At 72.8% G+C, this 22881-nt stretch carries 16 protein-coding genes; 9 read left to right on the forward strand and 7 right to left on the reverse strand.

Annotated elements, in window-relative coordinates:
• Positions 1-55: 55 nt before the first annotated feature.
• From ilvD to hemE, 6 genes are all read right to left on the reverse strand, one after another.
• On the reverse strand, positions 56-1900 hold the full coding sequence (ilvD, locus tag ABD419_RS05375; protein ID WP_344482768.1) for a dihydroxy-acid dehydratase: 1845 nt from the start codon (positions 1898-1900) through the stop codon (positions 56-58).
• A gap of 65 nt (positions 1901-1965) precedes the next feature.
• Positions 1966-2391, reverse strand: a complete 426-nt coding sequence (locus ABD419_RS05380) for a S24/S26 family peptidase (protein WP_344482770.1) — start codon at positions 2389-2391, stop codon at positions 1966-1968.
• Entirely contained in the window at positions 2378-2569 is a 192-nt protein-coding gene (locus ABD419_RS05385; RefSeq protein WP_344482773.1) for a hypothetical protein, read from the reverse strand. The genes ABD419_RS05380 and ABD419_RS05385 overlap by 14 nt, the downstream gene beginning before the upstream one ends.
• A 9-nt stretch (positions 2570-2578) precedes the next feature.
• Positions 2579-3292: a hydrogen peroxide-dependent heme synthase gene (gene hemQ, locus ABD419_RS05390; RefSeq protein WP_344482776.1), complete on the reverse strand. Its 714-nt coding sequence runs from the start codon at positions 3290-3292 to the stop codon at positions 2579-2581.
• Between the two features lie 30 nt (positions 3293-3322).
• A complete protein-coding gene (gene hemG, locus ABD419_RS05395) occupies positions 3323-4729 on the reverse strand; it encodes a protoporphyrinogen oxidase (RefSeq protein ID WP_344482778.1) in 1407 nt (468 codons plus the stop codon).
• Positions 4726-5766, reverse strand: coding sequence for a uroporphyrinogen decarboxylase (hemE, locus tag ABD419_RS05400; protein WP_425555949.1), 1041 nt, complete (start codon positions 5764-5766; stop codon positions 4726-4728). Before hemE ends, hemG begins: the two co-directional genes overlap by 4 nt.
• A 206-nt stretch (positions 5767-5972) precedes the next feature.
• On the opposite strand from hemE, the gene ABD419_RS05405 reads away from it, so the two are divergent.
• The 6 genes from ABD419_RS05405 (at position 5973) to ABD419_RS05430 (ending at position 17212) form a co-directional block, all read left to right on the forward strand.
• Positions 5973-7187 carry a ribonuclease D gene (locus ABD419_RS05405; protein ID WP_425555931.1) on the forward strand — a complete coding sequence of 405 codons (1215 nt, stop codon included), beginning with the start codon at positions 5973-5975 and terminating at the stop codon, positions 7185-7187.
• A gap of 209 nt (positions 7188-7396) precedes the next feature.
• A complete protein-coding gene (locus tag ABD419_RS05410) occupies positions 7397-8587 on the forward strand; it encodes a thiolase family protein (RefSeq protein ID WP_344482783.1) in 1191 nt (396 codons plus the stop codon).
• Positions 8587-10665 carry a 3-hydroxyacyl-CoA dehydrogenase NAD-binding domain-containing protein gene (locus tag ABD419_RS05415; RefSeq protein ID WP_344482786.1) on the forward strand — a complete coding sequence of 693 codons (2079 nt, stop codon included), beginning with the start codon at positions 8587-8589 and terminating at the stop codon, positions 10663-10665. The genes ABD419_RS05410 and ABD419_RS05415 overlap by 1 nt, the downstream gene beginning before the upstream one ends.
• Before the next feature lie 249 nt (positions 10666-10914).
• Complete coding sequence (locus tag ABD419_RS05420) at positions 10915-11730, forward strand: peptidase M23 (RefSeq protein WP_344482789.1); 816 nt, start codon at positions 10915-10917, stop codon at positions 11728-11730.
• 260 nt (positions 11731-11990) lie between these two features.
• On the forward strand, positions 11991-14249 hold the full coding sequence (locus ABD419_RS05425; protein ID WP_344482792.1) for an SCO7613 C-terminal domain-containing membrane protein: 2259 nt from the start codon (positions 11991-11993) through the stop codon (positions 14247-14249).
• Positions 14250-14530: 281 nt separating this feature from the next.
• Positions 14531-17212 (forward strand): proline-rich domain-containing protein, encoded by a 2682-nt coding sequence (locus ABD419_RS05430; RefSeq protein ID WP_344482795.1) that lies wholly within the window; start codon positions 14531-14533, stop codon positions 17210-17212.
• A gap of 310 nt (positions 17213-17522) precedes the next feature.
• Here the strand turns inward: ABD419_RS05430 and dxs are convergent, their stop codons facing one another.
• A complete protein-coding gene (dxs, locus tag ABD419_RS05435) occupies positions 17523-19448 on the reverse strand; it encodes a 1-deoxy-D-xylulose-5-phosphate synthase (protein ID WP_344482798.1) in 1926 nt (641 codons plus the stop codon).
• 218 nt (positions 19449-19666) lie between these two features.
• Here dxs and ABD419_RS05440 point away from each other — a divergent pair, with 218 nt between their 5' ends.
• The 3 genes from ABD419_RS05440 to ABD419_RS05450 all read left to right on the forward strand — a co-directional run bounded on the left by ABD419_RS05440 (position 19667) and on the right by ABD419_RS05450 (position 22868).
• Positions 19667-20563 carry a hypothetical protein gene (locus ABD419_RS05440; protein ID WP_344482801.1) on the forward strand — a complete coding sequence of 299 codons (897 nt, stop codon included), beginning with the start codon at positions 19667-19669 and terminating at the stop codon, positions 20561-20563.
• A gap of 299 nt (positions 20564-20862) precedes the next feature.
• A complete protein-coding gene (locus tag ABD419_RS05445) occupies positions 20863-21972 on the forward strand; it encodes a quaternary amine ABC transporter ATP-binding protein (protein ID WP_344482804.1) in 1110 nt (369 codons plus the stop codon).
• Positions 21969-22868 carry an ABC transporter permease gene (locus tag ABD419_RS05450; RefSeq protein WP_344482807.1) on the forward strand — a complete coding sequence of 300 codons (900 nt, stop codon included), beginning with the start codon at positions 21969-21971 and terminating at the stop codon, positions 22866-22868. The genes ABD419_RS05445 and ABD419_RS05450 overlap by 4 nt, the downstream gene beginning before the upstream one ends.
• Positions 22869-22881: the final 13 nt, after the last annotated feature.

Genomic DNA, 22881 nt, shown 5'->3' on the forward strand with positions numbered 1-22881 from the left:
CCCTCCGTTCGGAGGACCCCGCCGCGGATCGTCTGTCCTAATGCGACAGTGGCTGCTAGTCCACCCTGCGGACGGCGCCGTCGCTGGCGGGGGTCGCCATCGCCGCGTACGCCTGGAGCGCGCGGGAGACGACCCGGTCGCGGTCGACCGGCGTGAACGGCTGCTCGCGCTTCTCCTGGGCCACCCGGCGCTGCTCCAGCACCGCGTCGTCGACCTTCAGCTCGAGCCGGCGGTTCGGGATGTCGATCTCGATCAGGTCGCCGCTCTCCACGAGCGCGATGAGCCCGCCGCCGGCGGCCTCGGGGCTGACGTGCCCGATCGACAGGCCCGACGTGCCGCCCGAGAAGCGGCCGTCGGTGATGAGCGCGCACTTGCGGCCCAGTCCGCGTCCTTTGAGGAACGAGGTCGGGTACAGCATCTCCTGCATGCCGGGGCCGCCCTTGGGGCCCTCGTAGCGGATGACGACCACCTCGCCCTCGACCACGGACTTGTCGAGGATGCCCTGCACCGCGTCGTCCTGCGACTCGAAGACGTGCGCGGGGCCGGTGAAGGTCCAGTTCTCCTCGGGCACGCCCGCGACCTTGACGACGCAGCCGTCCTCGGCGAGGTTGCCGAACAGGACCGCGAGGCCGCCGTCCTTGGTGTACGCGTGCTCCACCGAGCGGATGCACCCGTCCTCGGCGTCGGTGTCGAGGGTCTTCCAGCGGTTCGCGGTCGAGAACGCCTGCGTGGTGCGGACGTTGCCCGGCGCGGCGTGGAACAGCTCGATCGCCTCGGGGGCGGTCTCGCCGCTGCGGATGTCCCACTGGGCCAGCCAGGACGCGAGCGAGTCGGCGTGGATGGCGTGGACGTCGTCGTTCAGGAGGCCGCCGCGGTGCAGCTCGCCGAGGATCGCGGGGATGCCGCCGGCGCGGTGGACGTCCTCCATGTGGTACTTCTGCGAGTTCGGGGCGACCTTCGACAGGCACGGGACCCGGCGCGAGATCGCGTCGATGTCGGCCACGCTGAAGTCGAGTTCGGCCTCGCGGGCGGCGGCGAGCAGGTGCAGGATCGTGTTGGTCGACCCGCCCATCGCCACGTCGAGCGCCATGGCGTTCTCGAAGGCCCCGCGGGAGGCGATGCGGCGCGGCAGGACCGACTCGTCGTCCTGCTCGTAGTAGCGCTTGGCCAGGTCCATGACGACGCGGCCGGCCTCCTCGAAGAGGGCGCGGCGCGCGGCGTGGGTGGCGAGGGTGGAGCCGTTGCCCGGCAGCGAGAGGCCCATGGCCTCGGTCAGGCAGTTCATCGAGTTCGCGGTGAACATGCCCGAGCAGGAGCCGCAGGTCGGACAGGCGGCCTCCTCCATCCGGCGCAGCTCCGCGTCCGAGACGTCGTCGTTCGCCGCGGCGACCATCGGGTCGATGAGGTCGAGCTTCTGGGTGACGATGCCGTCGTTGTCGACGGTCTTGCCGGCCTCCATGGGCCCGCCGGAGACGAACACGACCGGGATGTTCAGCCGCAGCGCGGCCATGAGCATGCCCGGGGTGATCTTGTCGCAGTTGGAGATGCAGACGAGGGCGTCGGCGCAGTGCGCGTTGACCATGTACTCGACCGAGTCCGCGATGATCTCCCGGCTGGGGAGCGAGTAGAGCATCCCCGAGTGCCCCATGGCGATGCCGTCGTCGACGGCGATCGTGTGGAACTCCTTGGAGACCCCGCCCGCGGCGGCGATCGACTGGGCGACGATGTCGCCCATGTCCTTGAGGTGGACGTGGCCCGGCACGAACTGCGTGTACGAGTTGGCGATGGCCACGATCGGCTTGCCGAAATCGGAGTCGGTCATGCCGGTGGCGCGCCACAGCGCGCGAGCGCCCGCCATCTGGCGGCCGTGAGTGGAAGTGCGTGAACGAAGCGCTGGCATGGCTCAAGTCTGCCACGTCTCGGATACCGGGACGAGCCGCCCGCAGGTTAGGATCGCCTATCCTGTCAGAAACCGCGCACCATCGTGCCGAAGATCATCTGCTCCGGGCAGGGCCCGTGGCGGCGCGAGTCCTCCCCCGCCGGGTTGTCGCCGAGCAGGTAGTAGTGCCCGGCCGGGACGGGTTCGGCCGCGCCGGGCGGGACCTCGCCCGGACCGGCGGCGACGCGTTTGATCCACCAGGGGGCCTTGAGCCGCCGCACCTCGGCCCAGCCGAGGTCCGGGTCGGGGGCTCCGACCACCACGACGTCGCCGGTCGCGATCCGGCGGGTGCGCTTGGCGAGGACCTCGTCGCCGTCCTTGAGCGCGGGCTCCATCGAGGCGCCCTCGACCTTGACGAGGACCCAGCGGCGGCGCAGCTGCCGCACGCTCTCGACGGTGAGCGCGACGGCGGCGACGAGCAGCAGCGGGTAGAGCCAGCTAGAAGAGTCCATCGATGCCGTCGTCCTCGGGCTCCTCGCGCTTCTTGCGGAAGCGCTCGAGCACGCTGAAGCTGGTGAGCCCGAGCGCGGCCATGACGGCGAGGATCGCGTAGGCGAACGCGAGGACCACGACGATCATGATCGCGAAGTTGGCGATCACCAGCGGGCCCGACCCGTCTGGAGTGTCCACCCGGCCTCCTTACGGCAGGTCGTTGATGATGTCGGTGATCGTGCGGCGCTTGCCGGTGAAGAACGGGATCTCCTCGCGCACATGGCGCCTGGCGCCGGAGGCGCGCAGCTCGCGCATGAGGTCGACGATCCGGTGGAGCTCGTCGGCCTCGAAGGCGAGGATCCACTCGTAGTCGCCGAGGGAGAAGGCCGGGACGGTGTTGGCGCGCACGTCGGGGTAGTCGCGGGCCATCTGGCCGTGCTCGCGCAGCAGGTCGCGCCGCTCTTCTTCCGGGAGCAGGTACCACTCGTAGGAGCGCACGAACGGGTAGACGCTCACGTACCCGCGCGGCTCCTCGGTGAGGAAGGCCGGGAGGTGGCTGCGGTTGAACTCGGCGGGCCGGTGCAGGGCCATGTTCGACCAGACCGGGGCGAGGTGGCGCCCGAGCCCGGAGCGCCGGAAGTCGGAGTACGCCTTCTGGAGCTGGTCGGAGGTCTCGGCGTGCCACCAGACCATGAGGTCGGCGTCGGCGCGCATCCCGGTGAGGTCGTAGGTGCCGCGCACGACCACGCCGTGGTCGCCGCAGTGTTTCTTGAAGAACGCCTCCATGTCGCTGGCGAGGTCCTGCCGGATCGACGGCATGGGCTCCTCGACGCGGAACACCGACCACAGCGTGTACCGGAGCGTGTCGTTCAGCTCCTTGATCCGAGCGGCGTTGGGATTGTTGGACTGGCGTTCGGTCACGTTGCGGCCCTTCTACTTCTGAAACGAATGCTACTGGCGCGGCGCCGGGGCGAGCGAGGCGGCGACCGCTTCGGCGGCGGCCTGGCCCGAGGCGACGCACGCGGCGATGCCGACGCCGTCGACGGCCGCTCCCGCGATCGCGACGCCGCGGTGGCGGGCCAGCGCCTCGCGGGCGGCGGCCACGCGGGCGACGTGCCCCGGAGCGTACTGGGGCAGTGCGCCGCCCCAGCGGTCGATGCGCTGCTCGACCGGTTCGGGCAGGCGCTGCCCGAGGTGCTCGCCGAGTTCGCGCAGGGCGGTCTTGGCGAGGGTGGTGTCGTCGTACTGGAGCAGGGCCTCCTCGCCGAGGCGGCCCATGGAGACGCGCACGATCTGGCGGCGGCGGCCCAGGTGCGGCCACTTCTTGGAGGCGAACGTGGCGGCCTTGACGGTCTTGCCCTCGGAGGCGGGGGTGAGGAAGCCCGAGCGCTCGGGCAGGTCGATGCGGTCGAACGCGAAGGCGGCCAGGGCGACCGAGGCGTAGGCGACGCCGGAGAGCGCGGCCGCGGCCTCGGGCGCGACGGCCCGCAGGAGGTCGGCGGCGGGCTTGGCGGGGACGGCGAGGATCACGGCGTCGGCGGTGACCCGGATGGGGTCGGGGACGGGCCCGGTGATGACCTCCCAGCCCGCGGCGGTCTCGCGCAGTTCGCGGACGGTCATGCCGAGGCGGATCTCGGCGCGGGCGGCGGCGGAGGTCGCGGTGACGAGCCGGTCGAGGCCGCCGTCGATCGTGGCGAAGACGGGTCTACCGGTGGCGGGCCGCTTGATCTCGGCGACCGCCTCGGTCAGGCGCGCATGGCGTTCGAGCGCGTCGGCGAGCTGCGGCATGACGGCGCGCACGGAGAGGCGGTCGACGTCGCCGGCGTAGACGCCCGCGAGCATCGGGGCGACGAGCCGGTCGAGGACCTCGTCGCCGAGGCGCTCGCGGACCAGGGCGCCGACGGACAGGTCCTGTCCGGGCTCCAGGATCGGGAGGCCGTTGTCGGGGCGCTCCTTGGCGTTCGCGATGGCGGCGACGTCGGCGGGGTCGCCGGGGATGCCCATCATGTGCCCGGCCGGGAAGTCGACGAGCTCGCCGCCGATGCTCAGGGCGGGCTTGAGGGCCGCGGGGTGGACGATGGCGTCGCCGAGGCCGACGGCGCGGGCGAGCCCGATCGCCTCGGGTCGGGCCGCGAGGAGCGACTCGGCGCCGGTCTCGACCGAGCGCCCGGCGAAGTCGGCGGTGCGGATCTTGCCGCCCAGGCGCATCGACTGCTCGGCGACGATGATCTCGGCGTCGGGGCCGAGGAGTTCGCGCAGGCGGTGGGCCGCGGCGATGCCGGTGATGCCGCCGCCCGCGACGAGGACCCGGGTGCGGCCCGGCGTGCCGGTGACGCGGGCGGGCGTCACGGGGCTCATCGCGCGGTGGTTTCGTGCACGCGGTCGACGACGAGCTTGAGCTTCTCGGGGTCGGAGTCGGGGAGCACGCCGTGCCCGAGGTTGAAGATATGGCCCTTGGCGGCCCGGCCGGCGGCGGTGATCGCGTCGGTCGCGGCAAGCAGAGGAGCCTCGTCGGCGAGGATCAGGGCCGGGTCGAGGTTGCCCTGGAGGACCTTGCCGGGCAGGCGCGCGGCGGCGTGGTCGAGCGGGACGCGGAAGTCGACGCCAGAGATCTCGGCGCCGGTCTCGGACATGGCCTCGAGGAGGTGGCCGGTGCCGACGCCGAAGTGGATGCGGGGCACCGACTGCGCGACGCCCGCCAGCGCGGCGGTGGAGTGCGGCAGGGCGAACTCGCGGTAGTCGGCCTCGGAGAGCGCGCCGGCCCAGGAGTCGAACAGCTGCACGGCCTTGGCCCCGGCCTCGACCTGGACGCGGAGGAACTCGCCGCAGATCGCGGCGAGGCGGGAGGCGAGGGCGTGCCAGACGTCGGGGCGGGAGTGCATGAGGGCCTTGGTCTTGGCGTGGTCGCGGGAGGGCCCGCCCTCGATGAGGTAGGAGGCGAGGGTGAAGGGCGCGCCGGCGAAGCCGATGAGCGGGGTGTCGCCGAGCTCCTTGCCGAGCAGGCCGATGGCCTCGGTGACGTAGGGGACGTCGCACGGGTCGAGGTTGCGCAGGCGCTTGACGTCGTCCTCGGTGCGGAACGGCTCGGCGACGACGGGGCCGACGCCGGGGACGATCTCGATGTCGACGCCGACGGCGGCGACGGGGACGACGATGTCGGAGAAGAAGATCGCCGCGTCGACGCCGTAGCGGCGGACGGGCTGCATGGTGATCTCGCAGACGAGTTCGGGCGTGCGGCAGGCCTCGAGCATGGCGGTGCCGGCGCGGGCCCGCTTGTACTCGGGGAGCGACCGGCCGGCCTGGCGCATGAACCAGACCGGGGTCCGGTCGGGCTCCTCGCCGCGGCAGGCCGCGAGGAACGGGGACTCTGACGGAGCAGCAGCGTTGACCACGATGCCATCCTTGCACGCGTCCGGGCGGTCCGCCCGCAGCGGCGAGTGCGATGTGGCCCGCAGCGGCGGGGCCACTGTGAGGGAGGTCGGGCGGCCTGGCCGTCCACCGTAGAGGGCAAAGGGGTGATTCGCCCACTATCGGGTGGAAATCGGTCTCCTGCCCGGCGGGGCAGTAGCGCGCGCAGGTTACCTGCCCGTACGGTGAACAGGTGACCGATCCCCAGCCCGAACCAGAAGCCGCACTCCTCACCGAGCCGCGCGAAGGCATGCCCCCGCTGATCCAGACGTCCGCGGATCTCGCCGAGGCCGCCGAGCGCCTCGAGGCCGGGTCGGGTCCGATCGCGGTGGACACCGAGCGCGCCTCCGGCTTCCGCTACTCGGGCCGGGCCTACCTCATCCAGCTGCGCCGCGCCGGTTCGGGCACGATCCTGGTCGACCCCATCCCGATCGAGGACCTGGAGCCGCTGCGCCGGGCTCTCGCCGGCCCCGAGTGGATCCTGCACGCCGCCAGCCAGGACCTCCCCTGCCTCGAGGAGCTGGACCTGCACCCCGCACGGCTGTTCGACACCGAGCTGGCCGCGCGCCTGTGCGACTTCGAGAAGGTCGGCCTGGCGTCGATCACGGAGCAGCTGCTGGGGTTCCGGCTGGAGAAGCAGCACTCGGCGGCCGACTGGTCCTCGCGCCCGCTCCCCCACGACTGGCTCGTATACGCCGCCCTCGACGTCGAGCTCCTCATCGAGCTGCGCGGCAAGCTCGCCGCCGAGCTCGCCAAGCAGGGCAAGTCCGCGTGGGCCGAGGCCGAGTTCGAGCACGTGCGCACCGCGGGCCCGCCCAAGCCCCGCAAGGAGCCGTGGCGGCGCACCAGCGGCATCCACAAGGTCCGCGGGGCCAAGGCCCTGGGCCGCGTCCGCGCGGTGTGGGAGGCCCGGGACGCCTTGGCGCGCAAGCTGGACCGCGCGCCCGGGAAGGTCCTGCCGGACGCCGCGATCGTGGAGGCGGCGACCGCCGACCCGACCGACTTCGCGGAGATGATGAGCCTGCCGGGCTTCCGGCGCCGGGGCGGTCGCACGAACGCGCGGCTGTGGCTCCAGGCGCTGTCGGACGCGCGCGCCGTCCCGGCCGACCAGCTGCCGTCGACGACGCCGCCCCAGGACGGCCCGCCCGCGACGCACCGCTGGGCCGACCGCGACCCGGTCGCGGCCGAGCGCCTCGCCGCCGCCCGCGAGGTGGTCGCCGAGATCGCCGAGAAGCACCGCCTCCCGGCCGAGAACCTCATCGCGCCCGCGCTGGTGCGGGGCCTGGCGTGGGAGCCGCCGAAGCGGGTCACCGAGCGGCACGTGCGCACGGTCCTGGCCGAGGGCGGCGCGCGCGAATGGCAGGTCGAACTCCTCGCCGAGGGCCTGACCGAGGCGCTCAAGGACTGAGGACGCACCCTCGCCGCAGCACGGAACGGCCCCGCCGAGGCGGGGCCTTCGCTGTATGGTGAGCTGCGCAAACGTTTCCCGGAAGACGGGTTCGCGACACGCCCCGGGGGCCCGTGACAACGAACTTACTTGCGGGTAACATTCTCGGTGACGATGCACACTTTCGACCGCAGGCTGAACGACGCTGCATACCCAAAGGAGGGGCTGGCGTGAACGACACCATCCGCGATGTCGTCTTCGTCGACGGGGTACGGACCCCGTTCGGCAAGGCGGGGAAACTCTTCGAGGAGACCCGCGCCGACGACTTGATCATCCGCTGCATCAGGACGCTGCTGCGCCGCAACCCGGGGCTGCCGCCTGAGCGGGTCGACGAGGTCGCGCTGGCCGCGACCACGCAGATCGGCGACCAGGGCCTGACGCTCGGCCGCACCGCCGCGCTCCTGGCGGGCCTGCCCCGCTCCGTCCCCGGCTACTCGATCGACCGCATGTGCGCGGGCGCGATGACCGCGGTGACCAGCGTGTCCTCCGCGATCGCCGCCCGCCAGTACGACATCGCCATCGCCGGGGGCGTCGAGTCGATGTCGAACCACCCGATGGGCGAGGGCGTCGACCCCAACCCGCGCATCATCGCCGAGCGCCTGGTCGACCCGGACGCGCTCCAGATGGGCTATACCGCCGAGAACCTGCACGACCTGTACCCGCACCTGACGAAGGAGCGCGCCGACGCGTACGCCGTGCGGACGCAGCAGCGCTACGCCGCCGCGGTCGACCAGCTGAGCGCCGACATCACCACGATGGCCGCGCGGTCGGCCGACGACGGCTGGACCGTCGCCACCGGCGACGAGCTGCCGCGCCCGGGCACGAGCATGGAGGGCCTCGCGAACCTGCGCACGCCCTTCCGCCCCCACGGCCGCGTCACCGCCGGCACCTCCTCGCCGAACACCGACGGCGCCACCGCGTGCCTGCTGGCCGACGCCGAGACCGCCGCCGAGCTGGGCCTGCCGGTCGCCATGCGGATGGTCGGCTTCGCGTTCGCGGGCGTCGACCCCGAGACCATGGGCGTCGGGCCGATCCCGTCCACGGAGAAGGCCCTCGCCCGCGCGGGCCTCACCATCGACGACATCGGGCTGTTCGAGATCAACGAGGCGTTCGCCGTCCAGGTGCTCGCGTTCCTCGACCACTTCAAGATCGCCGACGACGACCCGCGGGTGAACCCGTGGGGCGGCGCCATCGCGATGGGCCACCCGCTGGCCTCCTCGGGCGTGCGCCTCATGACGCAGCTCGCCCGCGAGTTCGCCGTGCACCCGGAGGTGCGCTACGGCATCACGACCATGTGCGTCGGCCTCGGCCAGGGCGGCACGGTCATCTGGGAGAACCCGAACTTCAAGGGGGCCAAGTAATGTCCGCGACGCCGCTCGATCTTCCCGACTTCGAGGAAGAGGTCGTCACCGAGTCCCTCGTGCGCTTCCTGGAGCCCCGCGGGCTCGGGGGCAAGGCCGCGATCATCACCCTCGACAACGGCTACGACCACACCAAGCCGTCGTCGTTCGGCCCCGGCGGGCTCAAGAGCCTGTGGCGCGCGATCGACCGGGTCGAGGCCGAGGACGACGTCAAGCTCATCGCCGTCACCGGGAAGCCGTTCATCTTCCTGGCCGGCGCCGACATCAAGCTCATGCCGAGCCTGGAGACCCGCGAGCAGGGCCTCGCCCTGGCGCAGGCCGGGCACGCGCTCTACAAGCGGCTCAAGGACTCCGCGGTGCCGACGTTCGCGTTCGTGAACGGCACGGCCCTCGGCGGCGGCTTCGAGCTGGCGCTGCACTGCCACTACCGCACCGTCTCCAAGACCGCGCTCGGCCTGGGCCTGCCCGAGGTCTCCATCGGGCTCATCCCCGGCTGGGGCGGCTCGCAGATCCTGCCGAACCTCATCGGGATCGAGAAGGCCGCGCAGGTCGTGGTCGGGAACCCGCTGAACCAGAACAAGATGCTCAAGGGCGCCGACCTGGTGCCGCTGGGCATCGCCGACGCCGAGTTCGAGGGCGCGGACTTCATCGAGGAGTCCCTCGACTGGGCGATCAAGGTCGTCACCGGCGAGATCGCCGTCGAGCGCCCCGAGATCGACCGCGACGCGTGGCCGGCGGTCATCGCGGGCGCCCGGAAGCTCGTGGACGAGAAGGTCCACAACGCCTCAGCAGCGGCCGTGCGGGCCCTGGACCTGCTCGAACTGGCGCAGCACGCCACGTTCGAGGAGGGGTCCCTCGCCGAGGACGAGGCCCTCGCCGACCTGGAGGCCGGGCCGCAGTTCCAGGCGAGCATCTACGCCTTCAACCTGGTCCGCTCGCTCGGCAAGCGCCCCGAGGGCGCCCCGAGCCCGGGCCTGGCCAAGGAGATCCGCAAGGTCGGCGTCGTCGGCGCCGGGCTCATGGCCGGCCAGATCGCGCTCATGTTCGCGCGCCGCCTCGAGGTGCCGGTGGTCATGACGGACCTCGACGAGGAGCGGGCCCAGAAGGGCCTCGCGTACGTGCGGGCCGAGATCGACAAGCTGGAGGCCAAGGGCCGCACGTCCAAGCTCAAGGCCGCCAAGCTCCGCTCGCTCGTCGCCGCCAGCTCCGACAAGTCGGTGTACGCCGACTGCGACCTGGTCATCGAGGCGGTCTTCGAGGAGCTGGGCGTCAAGCAGGCCGTGTTCGCCGAGGTCGAGGCGATCGTCTCGGACGAGGCCCTGCTCGTCACCAACACCTCCGGGCTCTCCATCACCGCGATGGCCTCGGGGCTGAAGCACCCCGAGCGGCTCGTGGGCATGCACTTCTTCAACCCGGTGGCCGTCATGCCGCTCGTCGAGGTCATCGCGACCGAGTCGACCGACAAGGAGACCCTGGCGACCGCGTACGCGGTGGCGAAGAAGCTCAAGAAGACCGCCGTGGGCTCGGCCGACCGCCCGGCGTTCATCGTCAACCGGCTCCTGGGCCGCATGCTCGCCGAGGTCACCGGCGCGGTCGACGCGGGCACGCCCGTCGAGACCGCCGACGTGTCCCTCGACGAGCTGGGCCTGCCGATGCGCCCGTTCGCGCTGCTGGAGCTCGTGGGCCTCCAGGTCGCCTGGCACCTGTGCCAGCACCTGAACGAGGACCTCGGGCCGCGCTTCCCCGCCTCGGAGAACCTGCGGAAGATGGCCGAGGCCGGCTTCCCCGTGTTCGACCCGGCGGCCAAGGGCAAGGGCCGGCTCACCGAGGAGGCCAAGGCGCAGATCGTGCTCGGCGACGCGCCGTCGACCGCCGAGGAGGTCAAGGCCCGCGTCCTGCGCGGCCTGACCGAGGAGATCGGCTTCATGCTCGACGAGGGCGTCGTGCCCTCGGCGAAGCAGGTCGACCTCGCGATGATCCTCGGCGCGGGCTTCCCGTTCTGGCTCGGCGGCCTCACGCCGTACCTGGACCGCGAGGGGATTTCGACCGATGTGACCGGAAAGCCGTTCTCGGGCTAGCACCTCGTGCGCCCGGTCACATTATCTTTGCGGCGAGCCCGGACTCCTCCGAACGGACGAGTCCGGGCTCGTCCCGTGTACCGAGCGGGCCGGACGGCAGCGGGGACGCGGTCGGGCGAGGGCGACGATAGGGCCGGTACCCGGCAAAAGCCGCGGAGGCTACTCGCCGGTAGGGAAAACCCTTGCCCCCTTGGAATCCCATGAGAAGAGCGGGTTTGACCTGGGGATTTTCGCCCCTAGGTTTGCCAGGTGCATTTTCGCAAGATCATCGAAGGCGTGACCGGTCCGGTCCGGAGCGCCGCCGCCGCGGCATCCCAGCGGCTGAGCAATTCCTTTGAAGGCTTCCGCGAGCACCGCTTCCGGCGGGTCGCCACGGTCGGCCTCGCCGCCGCGGTCTTCACCGGCTCGGGCGCCACCGCCGCGTGGGCCATCTCGAACACCGAGGAGCCGGTCCAGGAGACCGCCGCCGTGGCCGAGGCCCCGGCCGCCGCCACGGAGGAGGCGACCGAGGAGGCCGCCGCCACCGAGGCCGCCCCCGCGCCCGTCGCGGAGGAGACCACCGAGGCCGCTCCCGAGCCCGTCGTCGAGGAGACCACCGAGGAGCCCGCCGGGCCCGTCGACATCGACGTCTCCGACATCGACGACGAGCAGGAGGCCAACGCCGTCACGATCATCGAGACCGGCCAGGAGATGGGCTTCGACGAGAACGGCTGGGCCGTCGCCCTCGCCACCGCCATGCAGGAGGCGAAGCTCTACAACGCCGCCTCCGAGGCCGTCCCGGAGAGCTTCGAGTACACCGACTCCGACGTCACCTACTCCGACCACGACTCGGTCGGCATCTTCCAGCAGCGGACCTCCATGGGCTGGGGCTCGGTCGAGGAGCTGATGGACGTGTCCACCTCCGCGAGCAAGTTCTACGGCACCCTCGAGGACGTCGACGGCTGGGAGAACATGTCGATCGCCTCCGCCGCGCAGGCCGTGCAGGTCTCGGCCTACCCCGACTACTACGCCCAGTGGGAAGACCTCGCCTGGGACATCATCGACGCCTACCAGAGCGCCGCATAAGACCAATCCTCCTCCCGACGGGACGGGCCTCGCGATCACCGCATCGCGAGGCCCGTTCCCATGTCCGGGAACCGTCGCACCTCTGCGGGGCGATGCGCGGGGGTCGCGCCGGGCGCCCCGCTCGGGCCGCGTCCCGTTTGGAGGAACCCGAGAAAAACGGCGCGGCGCGGCGGCGCGGCGGTTCGGGACACTGTCGGGACTCCACAAAATCTGCCCGATTTGTCTGATTACGGATTTGACATGCTCCCGACACTGAGCGTATGGATCAGCACGTTGCGCAGTCGGAACCCGTTCCGCACCAAGCCCCTCCGCCCCCGGCGGACCCGCCCGGCCGCCGCGCCGAGGTCACCGCGAAGTCCGTCCAGGTCGTCCTGCTGTCCCTCGGCGGACTGCTCCTGGCCGCGGGCATCATCGTCTTCACCGCCGTCGCCTGGCGCCGCCTCGGCGACGGCGGGCGGCTCACCATCCTCGCCGGCGCCACCGGCCTGCTCCTCGCGGTCCCGTTCGCGCTCACCCGGTTCCGGCTGTGGGCGACCGCCGAGACCCTCGCCGCCACCGCGACCCTGGCCCTGTGGTGCACGGCCCTCGCCGGGTACTACCTGTACCTGCCGAGCGGCACCGGGCTCACCGCCCTGCCGGTCGCCCGCTGGACCGCGGCGGTGCTCGCCGCCGCGGTGCTCTACCGGGCCGCCGCCCGCGTCACCGCCCCCGCCTGGGCGCTGCTGCCGCTCGCCGCGACCGGCGCCGCGTTCGCGGCCTTCGGCGACGCGCTCGAGGCCGCCCTGCACATGGGCGCCATCGGCCTCGTCCTCGCCGGGGCCGCCTGGACCGTCACGGCCGCCCCGACCCGCCACGCCGGCTCCGACCGGTGGTCGGCGCGGATCCTCCTGGCCGCCGGGACCGTCACCGTCCTCCTCGCGGGGCTGCGGGCCGCGTACGGCCTGGAGGCCGCGCTCCTGCCGGTCGCGGCCGCGATTGCCTGCCTTCTCGCCGCGGTCTGCATGCTCGCGACCGCCCACGCCCGCTTCGCGGGGGCGTCCCTCCCGGCCGTCGGGACACTGGTCGCCGCCACGGGCGCGCTCACCGTCACCGGCTGGGTGCTCGCGCTCCGCTCCGAGGAGCCGCTCCTCGCGGTCCCCGCCTTCGGTCTCGGCGCGGTCGCCATCGTCGTCGTCTCGTCCTGGGTCGACCCGAACGGGTACGAGCGGCTGCCGCTCAGCGCCGGCGCCGCGGCGGTCGTCGCCTCGACCGCGACGCTGAGCGCGGTGACGACCGGCGTGTTCGAGCTGACCGCGTTCTTCGCCGCCGCGCTCCTCGCACTCGCCTGCTCCCCGATCTTCCCGGCCGCGCTCGCCGGCGCGCTCCGCAACGGCGCCATGGTGATCGGCGCGGCGGTGCTCGTCTGGTGCGCGCTCCTCAGCACGGCCGTGCTCCCGGTCGCCTTCGGCGCCGAGCCGGTCCCGCTGCTGCGCTGGGAGATCCCGGCGCTGGCGGCCGCCGGCGCCGTGGGCGCCGCGCTCGTCCGCACGGGCTGGCGGCGCGACTACCTCGCCGCCGTCGCGGCGGTGGCGGCCCTGAGCGCCGGGGCGCTGTCCGAGGCCCGCTGGGCGCCCGCGGCGTCGCTCGCGGCGGCGACCGGCGCGGCGGTCCTCGTCGCGCTCGCCTCGCCGGGCGCGGCACGGCGGGCCGCCGGCTGGACGGCGGCGTTCCCGGCGCTCACCGCGACCGCGCTCGCCGCCTGGTACCGGCCGGAGGCGAACGCGGTCGACACCGGCCCGGCGCTCGCCGCCACGGTGGGCGCGGCCTCGGTCCTCCTCGCGGCCGCGCACTTCGGACGCGGACGCGACGGCCTCGACCGGATGTGGGCGCGCGCCTGGGCGCATCTCACGATCGCCGTGTGCCTGGTGTGGCTCACCGGTCCCGCATTGTTCGAGGGCATGACGCTGTACGCGCCCTTGGGGTTCACCTTGTACGCGGCGGGTCTCGCGGCGGCGGCGCTCGCGGGCGGGGACGGCCGCCTCGGCCGCGTCCTCGGCTCGGGCGCGGCGGTGATCGCCGCGCAGCTCATGTTCGCCGCGTACAGCGGCACGACCGTGATCGAGTGGTACACGGCGCCGCCCGCGGCCGTGCTGGTCGGCCTGGGCCTGTGGCTGCTGCGCAGGGACGCCGGGACGAGCTCGTGGCTCGCGCTGGGACCGGCGCTCGCGGTCGGACTCGGCCCCTCGCTCGTGACGGCGCTGGGCCCGGACGGCGAGCCGTGGCGGCGCGCGGCCGTCGGCGCGGTCGCGCTCGCGGTGCTGCTGGTCGGCGCGAACCGCCGCTGGCAGGCGCCGCTGATCATCGCGGCGGTCGTGCTGGCGGCCTTGGCGGTCAACGAGATCGCGCTGGTGTGGAGCGTCGTGCCGAAGTGGGTCCCGCTCACGATCGGCGGCGCGGTCCTCATCGCGGCGGGCGCGACCCTGGAGCAGCGGCGCCGCGACCTGGCGCGGATCGGTCGCTCGCTGAAGGCCATGCGCTGACCGGTGCGTCGCGCCGGTCGCGGTGCGAGCGGCGGCGGCGCGGGTCGGGATGGCTGGCTTGGAGGCGCAGCGGGCCCGGGCGGGCGGAGGCCGAGCGGGGCTGCGACAGGATTACCGCCTCGGGACGGCCTCCGCATCGACTTCACCGGTGGTCCGTTTGGAGGAAACCTGAAGAATCCGGGCCGGAAACCGGGCTCGCGGCGACCCTGTGTTGTGCACCGTGCACAATCGGAGTCCGATTCGCCCGATCCCTTATTTGACAGGACCAGCACACTGTGCACATGACGACGTACAACTGCCCGCGCTGCGGGCGCCCTTCGACGGCGGCCGGGTGCCCCGCCTGCGGGCGCGGTCCCGAGCCGCTGCTCGCGCGGCTCGGCGAGCTCGACGCGGTCCTGGCGTCGATGCCCGCGACGCTCAAGAGCCGCGCCGCCGTCGAGACCGAGCGCACCGAAGTCCTCGAGGGCCTGCGCGACCGGGCCGCCGGGTACCTCGCCGAGGCCGAGCGGCACGCCCAGGCCGCGGCCGCCCCGCAGACCCCCGCTACCGCCGCCACACCCGCCGCCGGGTACCCTGCCCCGCCGTCGCCCCAGGGCACGCCGCAGGCTGCCCCGGTCGGCACGACGCCGCAGGGCACGCCGCAGGCCGCCACGGCCGGCACGCCCCCGCACGGCACGCGGCAGGCCGCCCCGAACACCCCGCCCAGCGGCAACCCGCAGGTCCTCCACTACGCGCCGGCCGCGCCCGCGCGGGAGCGCGGCGAGGTCGGGTCCAAGACCGTCCAGACCGTCCTGCTCAGCCTCGGCGGCCTGCTCGTGGCCGCCGCGCTCATCATCTTCACGGCCGTGGCCTGGCGCAACATGGGCAACGGCGGCCGCGCGGCCGTGCTCGGCCTCGCCACCCTCCTGCTGCTGGCGATCCCCTTCCCGTTCAAGCGGTTCAAACTGTGGGCCACCGCCGAGACGTTCGCCGCGCTCGGCGCGCTCGCCCTGTGGTGCACCACCCTCGCGGGCTACTACCTGTACCGGCCGCCCGGGACCGAGTTCGGGCCCGACTCGGTCGGCGCCTGGACCGCGGGCGTGCTCGCCGTCCTCGCCGCCTACCGGGGCATCGCCCGGCTCAGCGCCACGAGCTGGGCCCTGCTCCCCCTCGCCGCGATCGGCGCCTCGTACGCCGCCGCCAGCGATCTCGGCCTCGCCGTGCTCCTCCTGCTCGCCACCGCCCTCGCGCTCGGCATCGCCGCATGGCTGACCGCCATCTTCCCCGGGCGCTACGCGCGCTCGGACCTGTGGGCCTCGCGATTCCTCACCTGCGCCGCCGTGGTCGCCGCCTGCTCCGCGGGTCTGCGGGCCGCGTTCGGCCTCGACGACCCGGTCGTGCCCGCGGTCGCCGCGGGCGTCGCCGTCCTCGCCGCCGCGAACCTCGTCGGCGTCGGCTTCGCCAAGCGCCTTCGCGTGTCGACCACGGGCATGCTCGTCGCCGCCTCCGCGGCCGGGTCGCTCGTGCTGTGCGCGTGGACCCTCGCGATCCGCTCCGGGTCGACCGAGCTCGTCGTGCCGTCGCTCGCCCTGTTCGCAGCGGCCGTGATCCCCTTCGCCACCATCGGGTCCCGCGACCACACGTGGGGCTTCGCGAGCGCGCAGGCCGCCGGGCTCGCCTCGCTCGCCGTGTTCGCGACCGTGGCGTTCGGCGCGCCCGACCTGAGCGCCTACTTCGTCGCGTTCCTCGCCGCGCGCCTGGTCGCGCCGCTCATCGGCGAGCCGCTCGGCGGCCCGCTGCGGATCGCCTCGTACCTGATCGCCGGCGGGACGGCGCTCGCCGCCTCGCTCATCACGCTCGGCGGCCTCGGGGTCCTGTGGTGGGACGCCGCGCCCGCCGGCGTCTTCACCTGGGAGATCCCGATCGTCCTGGTGGCCTTGGGTTTCGCCGCGGTGCTGCTGCCGGTGAAGTACCGGGTGCAGGGCGCGGCGCTCGCGGTCACGTTCGCAATCGTCTCCGCCTCGATCCTGCTGTGGCACGAGGACCCGGCGCGATGGGACGCGGTGCCGTTCCTCGGGTTCGCGCTGTGCGCGGTCATCGGCCTCGTCACGGCCCTGGCGTCGCGGACGCTCGCGGGCCGGTGCTGCGGCTGGGTCGCCCTCGCCGCGTGGGCGCCGATCGCGGCGCTGTCGGCGTCGTACTCCGACACGGTCGACCCTGGCGAGGGCTGGATTCCGTTCTGGCTCAACGCGACCGCCGCCGCGATGCTGCTCACGGCCGCGGGTGCGCCGCGCCGCAGCCGCCCGGACCGGGTCCTCGCGTCGGTGCTCGCGCACGTCGTCGCGGCCCTGGCCGCCGCGGGCGGCGTGTACACGTACGTGGACGCGCTCTGGGAGGGCGAGGGCATGTGGATGCTCCTGCCCGCGCAGTTCGGCGTGTACACCCTGGCGCTGGCCGGGACCGCGATGATGGTCCCGGTCCGCAAGTGGGGGTACGTCATCGCGGCCCTGTGCACCGGCACGTTCGGCTGGTGGCTGCTGCTGGCCGGGCAGGAGGTGACGACGATCGAGTTCTTCACCGCGCCGCCCGCCGCCGTGCTGTTCCTCATCGGACTGTGGCGTCTGGAGCGGCGGCCGCAGGCCGGGTCCTGGTCGACGCTGGGGCTGCCGATCCTCCTGGGCCTCGCCCCGAGCCTGCTCCTGGCGCTCGGCGACGGCGAACCCGCGCGGCGCGTGGGCGTCGGCGCGGCGGCGATCCTGGTGATCGTGGCCGGGCTGGGGCGGCGCTGGCAGGCGCCGCTGGTGTTGGGGTCGATCGCGCTCGCGGTGCTCACGGTCAACGAGCTGGCGCTGGTGTGGCACTACATCCCGGTGTGGATCCCGCCGGCGATCGGCGGCGTCATCCTCATCGGGGCGGGCGCCACGTTCGAGAAGCGCCGCCGGGATCTCGCCCGGATCAGGAGCGGCCTGAAAGCGATGCGGTGACGGTGCAACCGATCGGCGCCGGACGGCGTCTTAACGGATAGCACCGGGCGCGGCGGACCCAACAGGTCCGCCGCGCCGCTGTCGTTCCCGGGCTGCTCCAAGGCGCGGTAGTACATCACGTGTCACACGTGACACGGCGCCGCGGCGCACGTGAACCAGAACCAAGTCAGGCGCGGTGCACGTGGACCGGCACCACGTCAGGCGCGGCGCACATGGACAAGAACCGCGTCAGGCGCGGCGCGCCTGAACCGGCACCGCGTCACGCCGACCGCTCCGCACCTGTTCGGCGCGGGCCGCGGCGTACCTCGGATCAGTGGTGGTGGTGCCCGTCGTCCTCGCCGCGGCGGTGGACCTCGGCGGCGAGGCGCTCTGCGATCGCCTCCGGGGTGAGGCCGAGGTCGGCGAGGAGCTGGTCGCGGGTGCCGTGCTGGTGCCAGCCGCGCTCGACGGCGAAGTCCACGAGCGGGACCTCGTCGCCGGAGTCGCGCAGGGCCTGGGCCAGCGCGTCGCCGAAGCCGCCGGTGCGGATGCCGTCCTCGAGCGTCGCCACGAGCGGGTACTGGCCCGTGAGCTTGACGAGCGCGTCGGGGACCGGGGAGATCCAGCGCGGGTCGACCACGGTGGCCCGGATGCCCTGCTCCGCGAGGAGGGCCGCGGCCTCGACGGCGATGCCGGCGAGGGAGCCGCAGGAGACCAGCAGGAGCTCGTCGTCCTCGTGCTTGACGAGCACGTCGAGTCCTTCGTGGACCTCGACGGCCGGGATGTCGGCCTCGGGAACCGCGCCGGTCGGGAAGCGCACCATGGTGGGGGCGTCGTCGACCGTGAGGGCCTCGGCGAACTCCTCGCGCAGGCTCGCGGCGTCGCGCGGGGCGGCGATCCGCAGGCCCGGCACTACCCGGAAGATCGAGGTGTCCCAGATGCCGTAGTGGCTCGGCCCGTCGGGGCCGGTGATCCCGGCGCGGTCAAGGACGAACGTGACCGGCAGCCTGTGCATGGCGACGTCGAGGACGGTCTGGTCGAACGCGCGGTTCATGAAGGTGGAGTAGACGGCCACGACCGGGTGCATGCCGTTCATGGCGAGGCCCGCGGCCGAGGTGACGGCGTGCTGCTCGGCGATGCCGACGTCGAAGACCCGCTCGGGGTGGCGCTTCATGAGCTTGTCGACGCCCGTCGGGCCGGGCATGGCGGCGGTGATCGCGACGACCTCGGGCCGCAGGTTCGCCTGGGCCACCAGCTCGTCGGCGAACACGCCGGTCCAGCGGCGCTTGGAGGAGCCGGTGGACTCGCCGGTGATCGGGTCGAACGCGGGCGGGGAGTGCATCTGCTCGGCCTCGTCGGCGCGGGCGGGGGCCCAGCCGCGGCCCTTCTCGGTGAGGGCGTGGACGATGACGGGCCCGCCGAAGCCCTTGGCGCGCTCCAGGGCGAGGGTCAGCTCGGTGAGGTCGTGGCCGTCGACCGGACCGACGTACTTGATGCCGAGGTCGGAGAACATGCCCTGCGGGGCGAGGGCGTCCTTGAGGCCGGTCTTGGCGGCGTGGAGGCCCGCGTACGCGGCGCGGCCGAACACCGGGATGCGCTCGACGAGCTCCTGGATCTTGCGCAGCGCCGGCTCGTAGCCGGGGTTGAGGCGCAGCGCGGAGAGGCGTTTGGCCAGGCCGCCGACGGTGGGCGCGTACGAGCGGCCGTTGTCGTTGACGACGATGACGAGCTTGAGGTCGTCGCGGGCCGCGATGTTGTTCAGGGCCTCCCAGCACATGCCGCCGGTGAGCGCGCCGTCGCCGACGAGGGCGACGACGTGCCGGTCGGAGCCGGAGAGCGCGTGGGCCTTGGCGAGGCCGTCGGCGTACGAGAGCGCGGTCGAGGCGTGCGAGTTCTCCACGAGGTCGTGGGGCGACTCGGCCTGGCTCGGGTAGCCGGTGAGGCCGCCGCGGCTGCGCAGGCCGACGAACCGGTCGGCGCGCCCCGTGAGGGCCTTGTGGACGTACGACTGGTGCCCGGTGTCGAACACGACCTGGTCGTGCGGGGAGTCGAAGACCCGGTGGATCGCCATGGTCAGCTCGACGACGCCGAGGTTGGGGCCGATGTGGCCGCCGGTCCGGGCGACCGCGTCGACGAGGAATCCGCGGAGTTCCTCGGCCAGCTCCGGCAGGTCGGACTCGTCCAGCGACTTGAAGTCGGCCAGCCGGCCGATGCCCGACAGCAGCGGGCCGATCACGGGTTCGTCGTGCGGGTTCATAACGCGGAAGTCTATCCGTGACACCGGGTGGACGAAACCTCCGCGAGTGCGGCTGGGACGTGTCTCATGAGGGCGGGGAGGCCGTGATCAGGCGGTCGGCCGGAATTTCATCCGTTGGGGGGACGGCCAGGCGCAGTGTCGGAAAGCAGTCAGTCCTCGAAAGGGACACGCCGTCCGAAAGACCGGCTCCTTCGTGATCGAAATGTGATCATGCCGACATGGACCTCATCGACCTGCACCAGAACACGGAATGGCCGGCGCGCCTCGATCAGGTGTTGAGCTCCTCGCCGGTGGACTGGGGCGACCGCCGCGACAGCGTCAAGGGCGTGGCCCCGGGCCTGGCCCGGCTCCAGCGGATGTCGGCGGTGCCTCGGTTCGACCTCGACGTGGTCGACCCGGAGGTCTACGAGGGCATCCTCGTCGACGCGCTGGCGGCCGCCGCGCGCGGCGGAGCGGTGTACACGGAGCTGCGGCTGCCGCAGGAGTCGGTGGTGTACCCGCAGTTCATGGAGCGGTTCGAGGCGGCGCGGGCGCGGGTGGCCGAGGACTACCCGGAGTTCGACGCGGGCGCGGTGCTGAGCATGAACCTGTGGGACCCGATGCTGCGGGAGCTGTGCGACGCGTTCGCCGACGCGTCGGCGGCGGGCCTGGCCGGGGTCGAGATCATCTACGTGCCGTACGCCGCGGAGGCGGACTGGTCGCGGGGCCGGGTGGTGGCCGAGGCCGCGGGTGCGGCGGGCCTGGGCGTGACGGTGCCGGCGGGGGCGTTCAACGCCTCGAACCTGGCTTCGCTGGCGGAGATCGAGCAGATCGGGCGGATCGGCCACGCCGTGGGCGCGGCGACCGACCCGGGGATCATGCGGCTCCTGGCCGAGCGCGGCGTGACCGTCGAGGTGTGCCTGACGTCCTCGGTGGTCCTGGGCATGGTGCCGACCCTGGAGGCGCACCCGCTGCCGCTGTTCCTGGAGGCGGGGATCGCGGTGGTGCTGGGGACCGACTCGCCGATGCGGATGGGGACGAACATCGCCGGGGAGTACGAGAAGGCGCGGGCGCTGGGGCTGAGCGACGCGGACCTGGCGGGGATGACCGAGCGCGCGAAGGCCTCGCGGCTGTAGGCGACCAGACGGTCACGGAACCGCATCGGAGTGGTCTCCGCGCGATCTCGACTCTGTCGAATGTCAGTTTGTAGACAATACAACCGACGACAATCTGTGATCGCATTTCACGTCCCTTACCTGCGGAAACATTGCGCCGCAACGGGTCGTGTATACCTTCTCACGCGCTGTTCGGGTTGAAAAAGCACTGGTGTTGACTACTGTTTCCAGGGTTGCCGCCCCGAGACGCCCAAGCCCGGCCGCTCCGCGCCGTCCCCGCCGCGAGAGCACTCCCCCAGGCCGGGACGTGAAAGGAAGCAATGCCAGCGATCGAAGTGGAGTCCCTGTACAAGGTCTTCGGCAAAGGCGCCAGAGGCGCCGTCGCCCAGCTCGAGGCCGGAGTCCCCCGCGACGAGCTCAAGCACGTGACCGCCGCCGTCATCGACCACGACTGGGCCATCGAGCCCGGCGAGACCTTCGTGGTCATGGGCCTGTCGGGATCGGGCAAGTCGACCCTGATCCGAATGCTCAACGGCCTCATCAAGCCCACGTCCGGCACCATCCGGATCGGCGGTGTGGAGCTCGGCTCGCTCTCCGCCCGCGAGATGCGCCGCCTGCGCCGCGAGAAGATCTCCATGGTCTTCCAGCACTTCGCGCTCCTCCCCCACCGGACCGTCGTCGAGAACGTGGCGTTCGGCCTGGAGATCAAGGGCCTCGGCAAGGCCGAGCGGCTGGAGCGCGCGAGGGAGGCCGTCGAGCTCGTCGGCCTCGCCGGCCACGAGGACAAGCTGCCCGCGCAGCTCTCGGGCGGCATGAAGCAGCGCGTGGGCCTGGCCCGGGCGCTCGCCGCCGACACCGAGATCCTGCTCATGGACGAGGCGTTCAGCGCCCTCGACCCGCTCATCCGCCAGGAGATGCAGGACCAGCTCCTCGAACTCCAGGCGAAGCTCGGCAAGACCATCGTGTTCATCACCCATGACCTCAACGAGGCCATGCGGATCGGCGACCGGATCGCCATCTGCGACGGCCGGGTCAAGCAGCTGGGCACCGCCGAGGAGATCCTGCTGCACCCGGCCGACGACTACGTCGCCGAGTTCACCGCCGACGTCGACCGCACCCGCGTCCTCACCGCCGAGGCCGTCATGGAGCCGTGCGGCACCCGCGACACCAGCGCCTTCCCGCAGGTCGAGTCCGACGTGCCCGTGAACGAGCTGTACGAGCCGGTCCTGAGCTCCAAGGCGCCCCTGCTGGTCGTCGACGACAACGCCGACCCGCTCGGCGTGGTCACGCCCCGGTCCATCATCAAGTCGCTGGCGCCGGAGAGCGGGCCCGAGGACGACGGCGCACCGCGGTCCGGCCGCGCCCCCGACGACCGCACACCCGATTCGGACGGCGCCGCGCGCGCCGAGCAGGAGGCCCAGCCCGCATGATCGAGTACCTCCGCGACTGGTTCTGGACCTACATCTGGAAGCCCCTGCCCGACATGCCGTTCGGCGACTGGATGGAGACGTTCATCCGCTGGGCCCGCGACGCGTGGGCCGCCGGGTTCGACGCCGTCGACGCCGGCCTGGAGTTCCTGTACCTGCACCTCGCCGACGGACTCCTCTGGCTCCCTTCGGGGGTCATGGTCCTGCTGTTCGCCGCGGCCGCCTGGGCCGCGCGGGGCTGGAAGCTCGGCGTCGGGATCGGCGTCGGCATGTTCGTCGTCGCGTGGACCCCGTACTGGGAGCAGACGATGCAGACCCTGTCGATGGTCCTGGTGGCGGCCGCGATCGCGATCGTCCTGGCCATCCCCCTGGGGATCGCCGCCGCCGAGAGCCGCGCGTTCTCGGCCGTCGCGCGGCCGGTCCTGGACTTCATGCAGACGCTGCCGGCGTTCGTGTACCTCATCCCCGTGGTGATGCTCTTCAGCGTGGGCGTGGTGCCGGGCATCATCGCCACCATCATCTTCGCGATGCCGCCGGGCGTGCGCCTCACCGAACTGGGCCTGCGCCAGGTCGACGGCGAGGTCGTCGAGGCCGGGCAGGCGTTCGGCGCCTCCCCCGCCCGCATCCTGGCGCGGATCAAGCTGCCGCTCGCGCTGCCGACGATCATGGCCGGGCTCAACCAGGTCATCATGCTCGCACTGTCCATGGTGGTCATCGCGGGCCTGGTCGGCGGCGGCGGGCTCGGCGCGGTCATCTCCGGGTCCCTGGGCCGCCTCGACATCGCCGCCGGGTTCAACGCCGGCCTCGCCGTGGTCCTGCTCGCGATCCTCCTGGACCGCGTCACGCAGGGCCTGTCCGTCCGCACCCCCGTCGCCCGGGCCGCGAAGCTCGCCCGCTAGACCCCCGAACGCC

The sequence above is a fragment of the Glycomyces endophyticus genome (assembly GCF_039531525.1).
Taxonomy (GTDB): Bacteria; Actinomycetota; Actinomycetes; order Mycobacteriales; family Micromonosporaceae; genus Glycomyces; species Glycomyces endophyticus.

Excerpts from the sequence above, each read along its gene's own strand:
- ilvD (WP_344482768.1), bottom strand. The coding sequence starts at position 1,900 with ATGCCAGCGCTTCGTTCACGCACTTCCACTCACGGCCGCCAGATGGCG.
- ABD419_RS05380 (WP_344482770.1), bottom strand. The coding sequence starts at position 2,391 with ATGGACTCTTCTAGCTGGCTCTACCCGCTGCTGCTCGTCGCCGCCGTC.
- hemG (WP_344482778.1), bottom strand. The coding sequence starts at position 4,729 with ATGAGCCCCGTGACGCCCGCCCGCGTCACCGGCACGCCGGGCCGCACC.
- ABD419_RS05415 (WP_344482786.1), top strand. The coding sequence starts at position 8,587 with ATGTCCGCGACGCCGCTCGATCTTCCCGACTTCGAGGAAGAGGTCGTC.
- ABD419_RS05425 (WP_344482792.1), top strand. The coding sequence starts at position 11,991 with ATGGATCAGCACGTTGCGCAGTCGGAACCCGTTCCGCACCAAGCCCCT.
- ABD419_RS05430 (WP_344482795.1), top strand. The coding sequence starts at position 14,531 with ATGACGACGTACAACTGCCCGCGCTGCGGGCGCCCTTCGACGGCGGCC.
- dxs (WP_344482798.1), bottom strand. The coding sequence starts at position 19,448 with ATGAACCCGCACGACGAACCCGTGATCGGCCCGCTGCTGTCGGGCATC.
- ABD419_RS05440 (WP_344482801.1), top strand. The coding sequence starts at position 19,667 with ATGGACCTCATCGACCTGCACCAGAACACGGAATGGCCGGCGCGCCTC.
- ABD419_RS05445 (WP_344482804.1), top strand. The coding sequence starts at position 20,863 with ATGCCAGCGATCGAAGTGGAGTCCCTGTACAAGGTCTTCGGCAAAGGC.
- ABD419_RS05450 (WP_344482807.1), top strand. The coding sequence starts at position 21,969 with ATGATCGAGTACCTCCGCGACTGGTTCTGGACCTACATCTGGAAGCCC.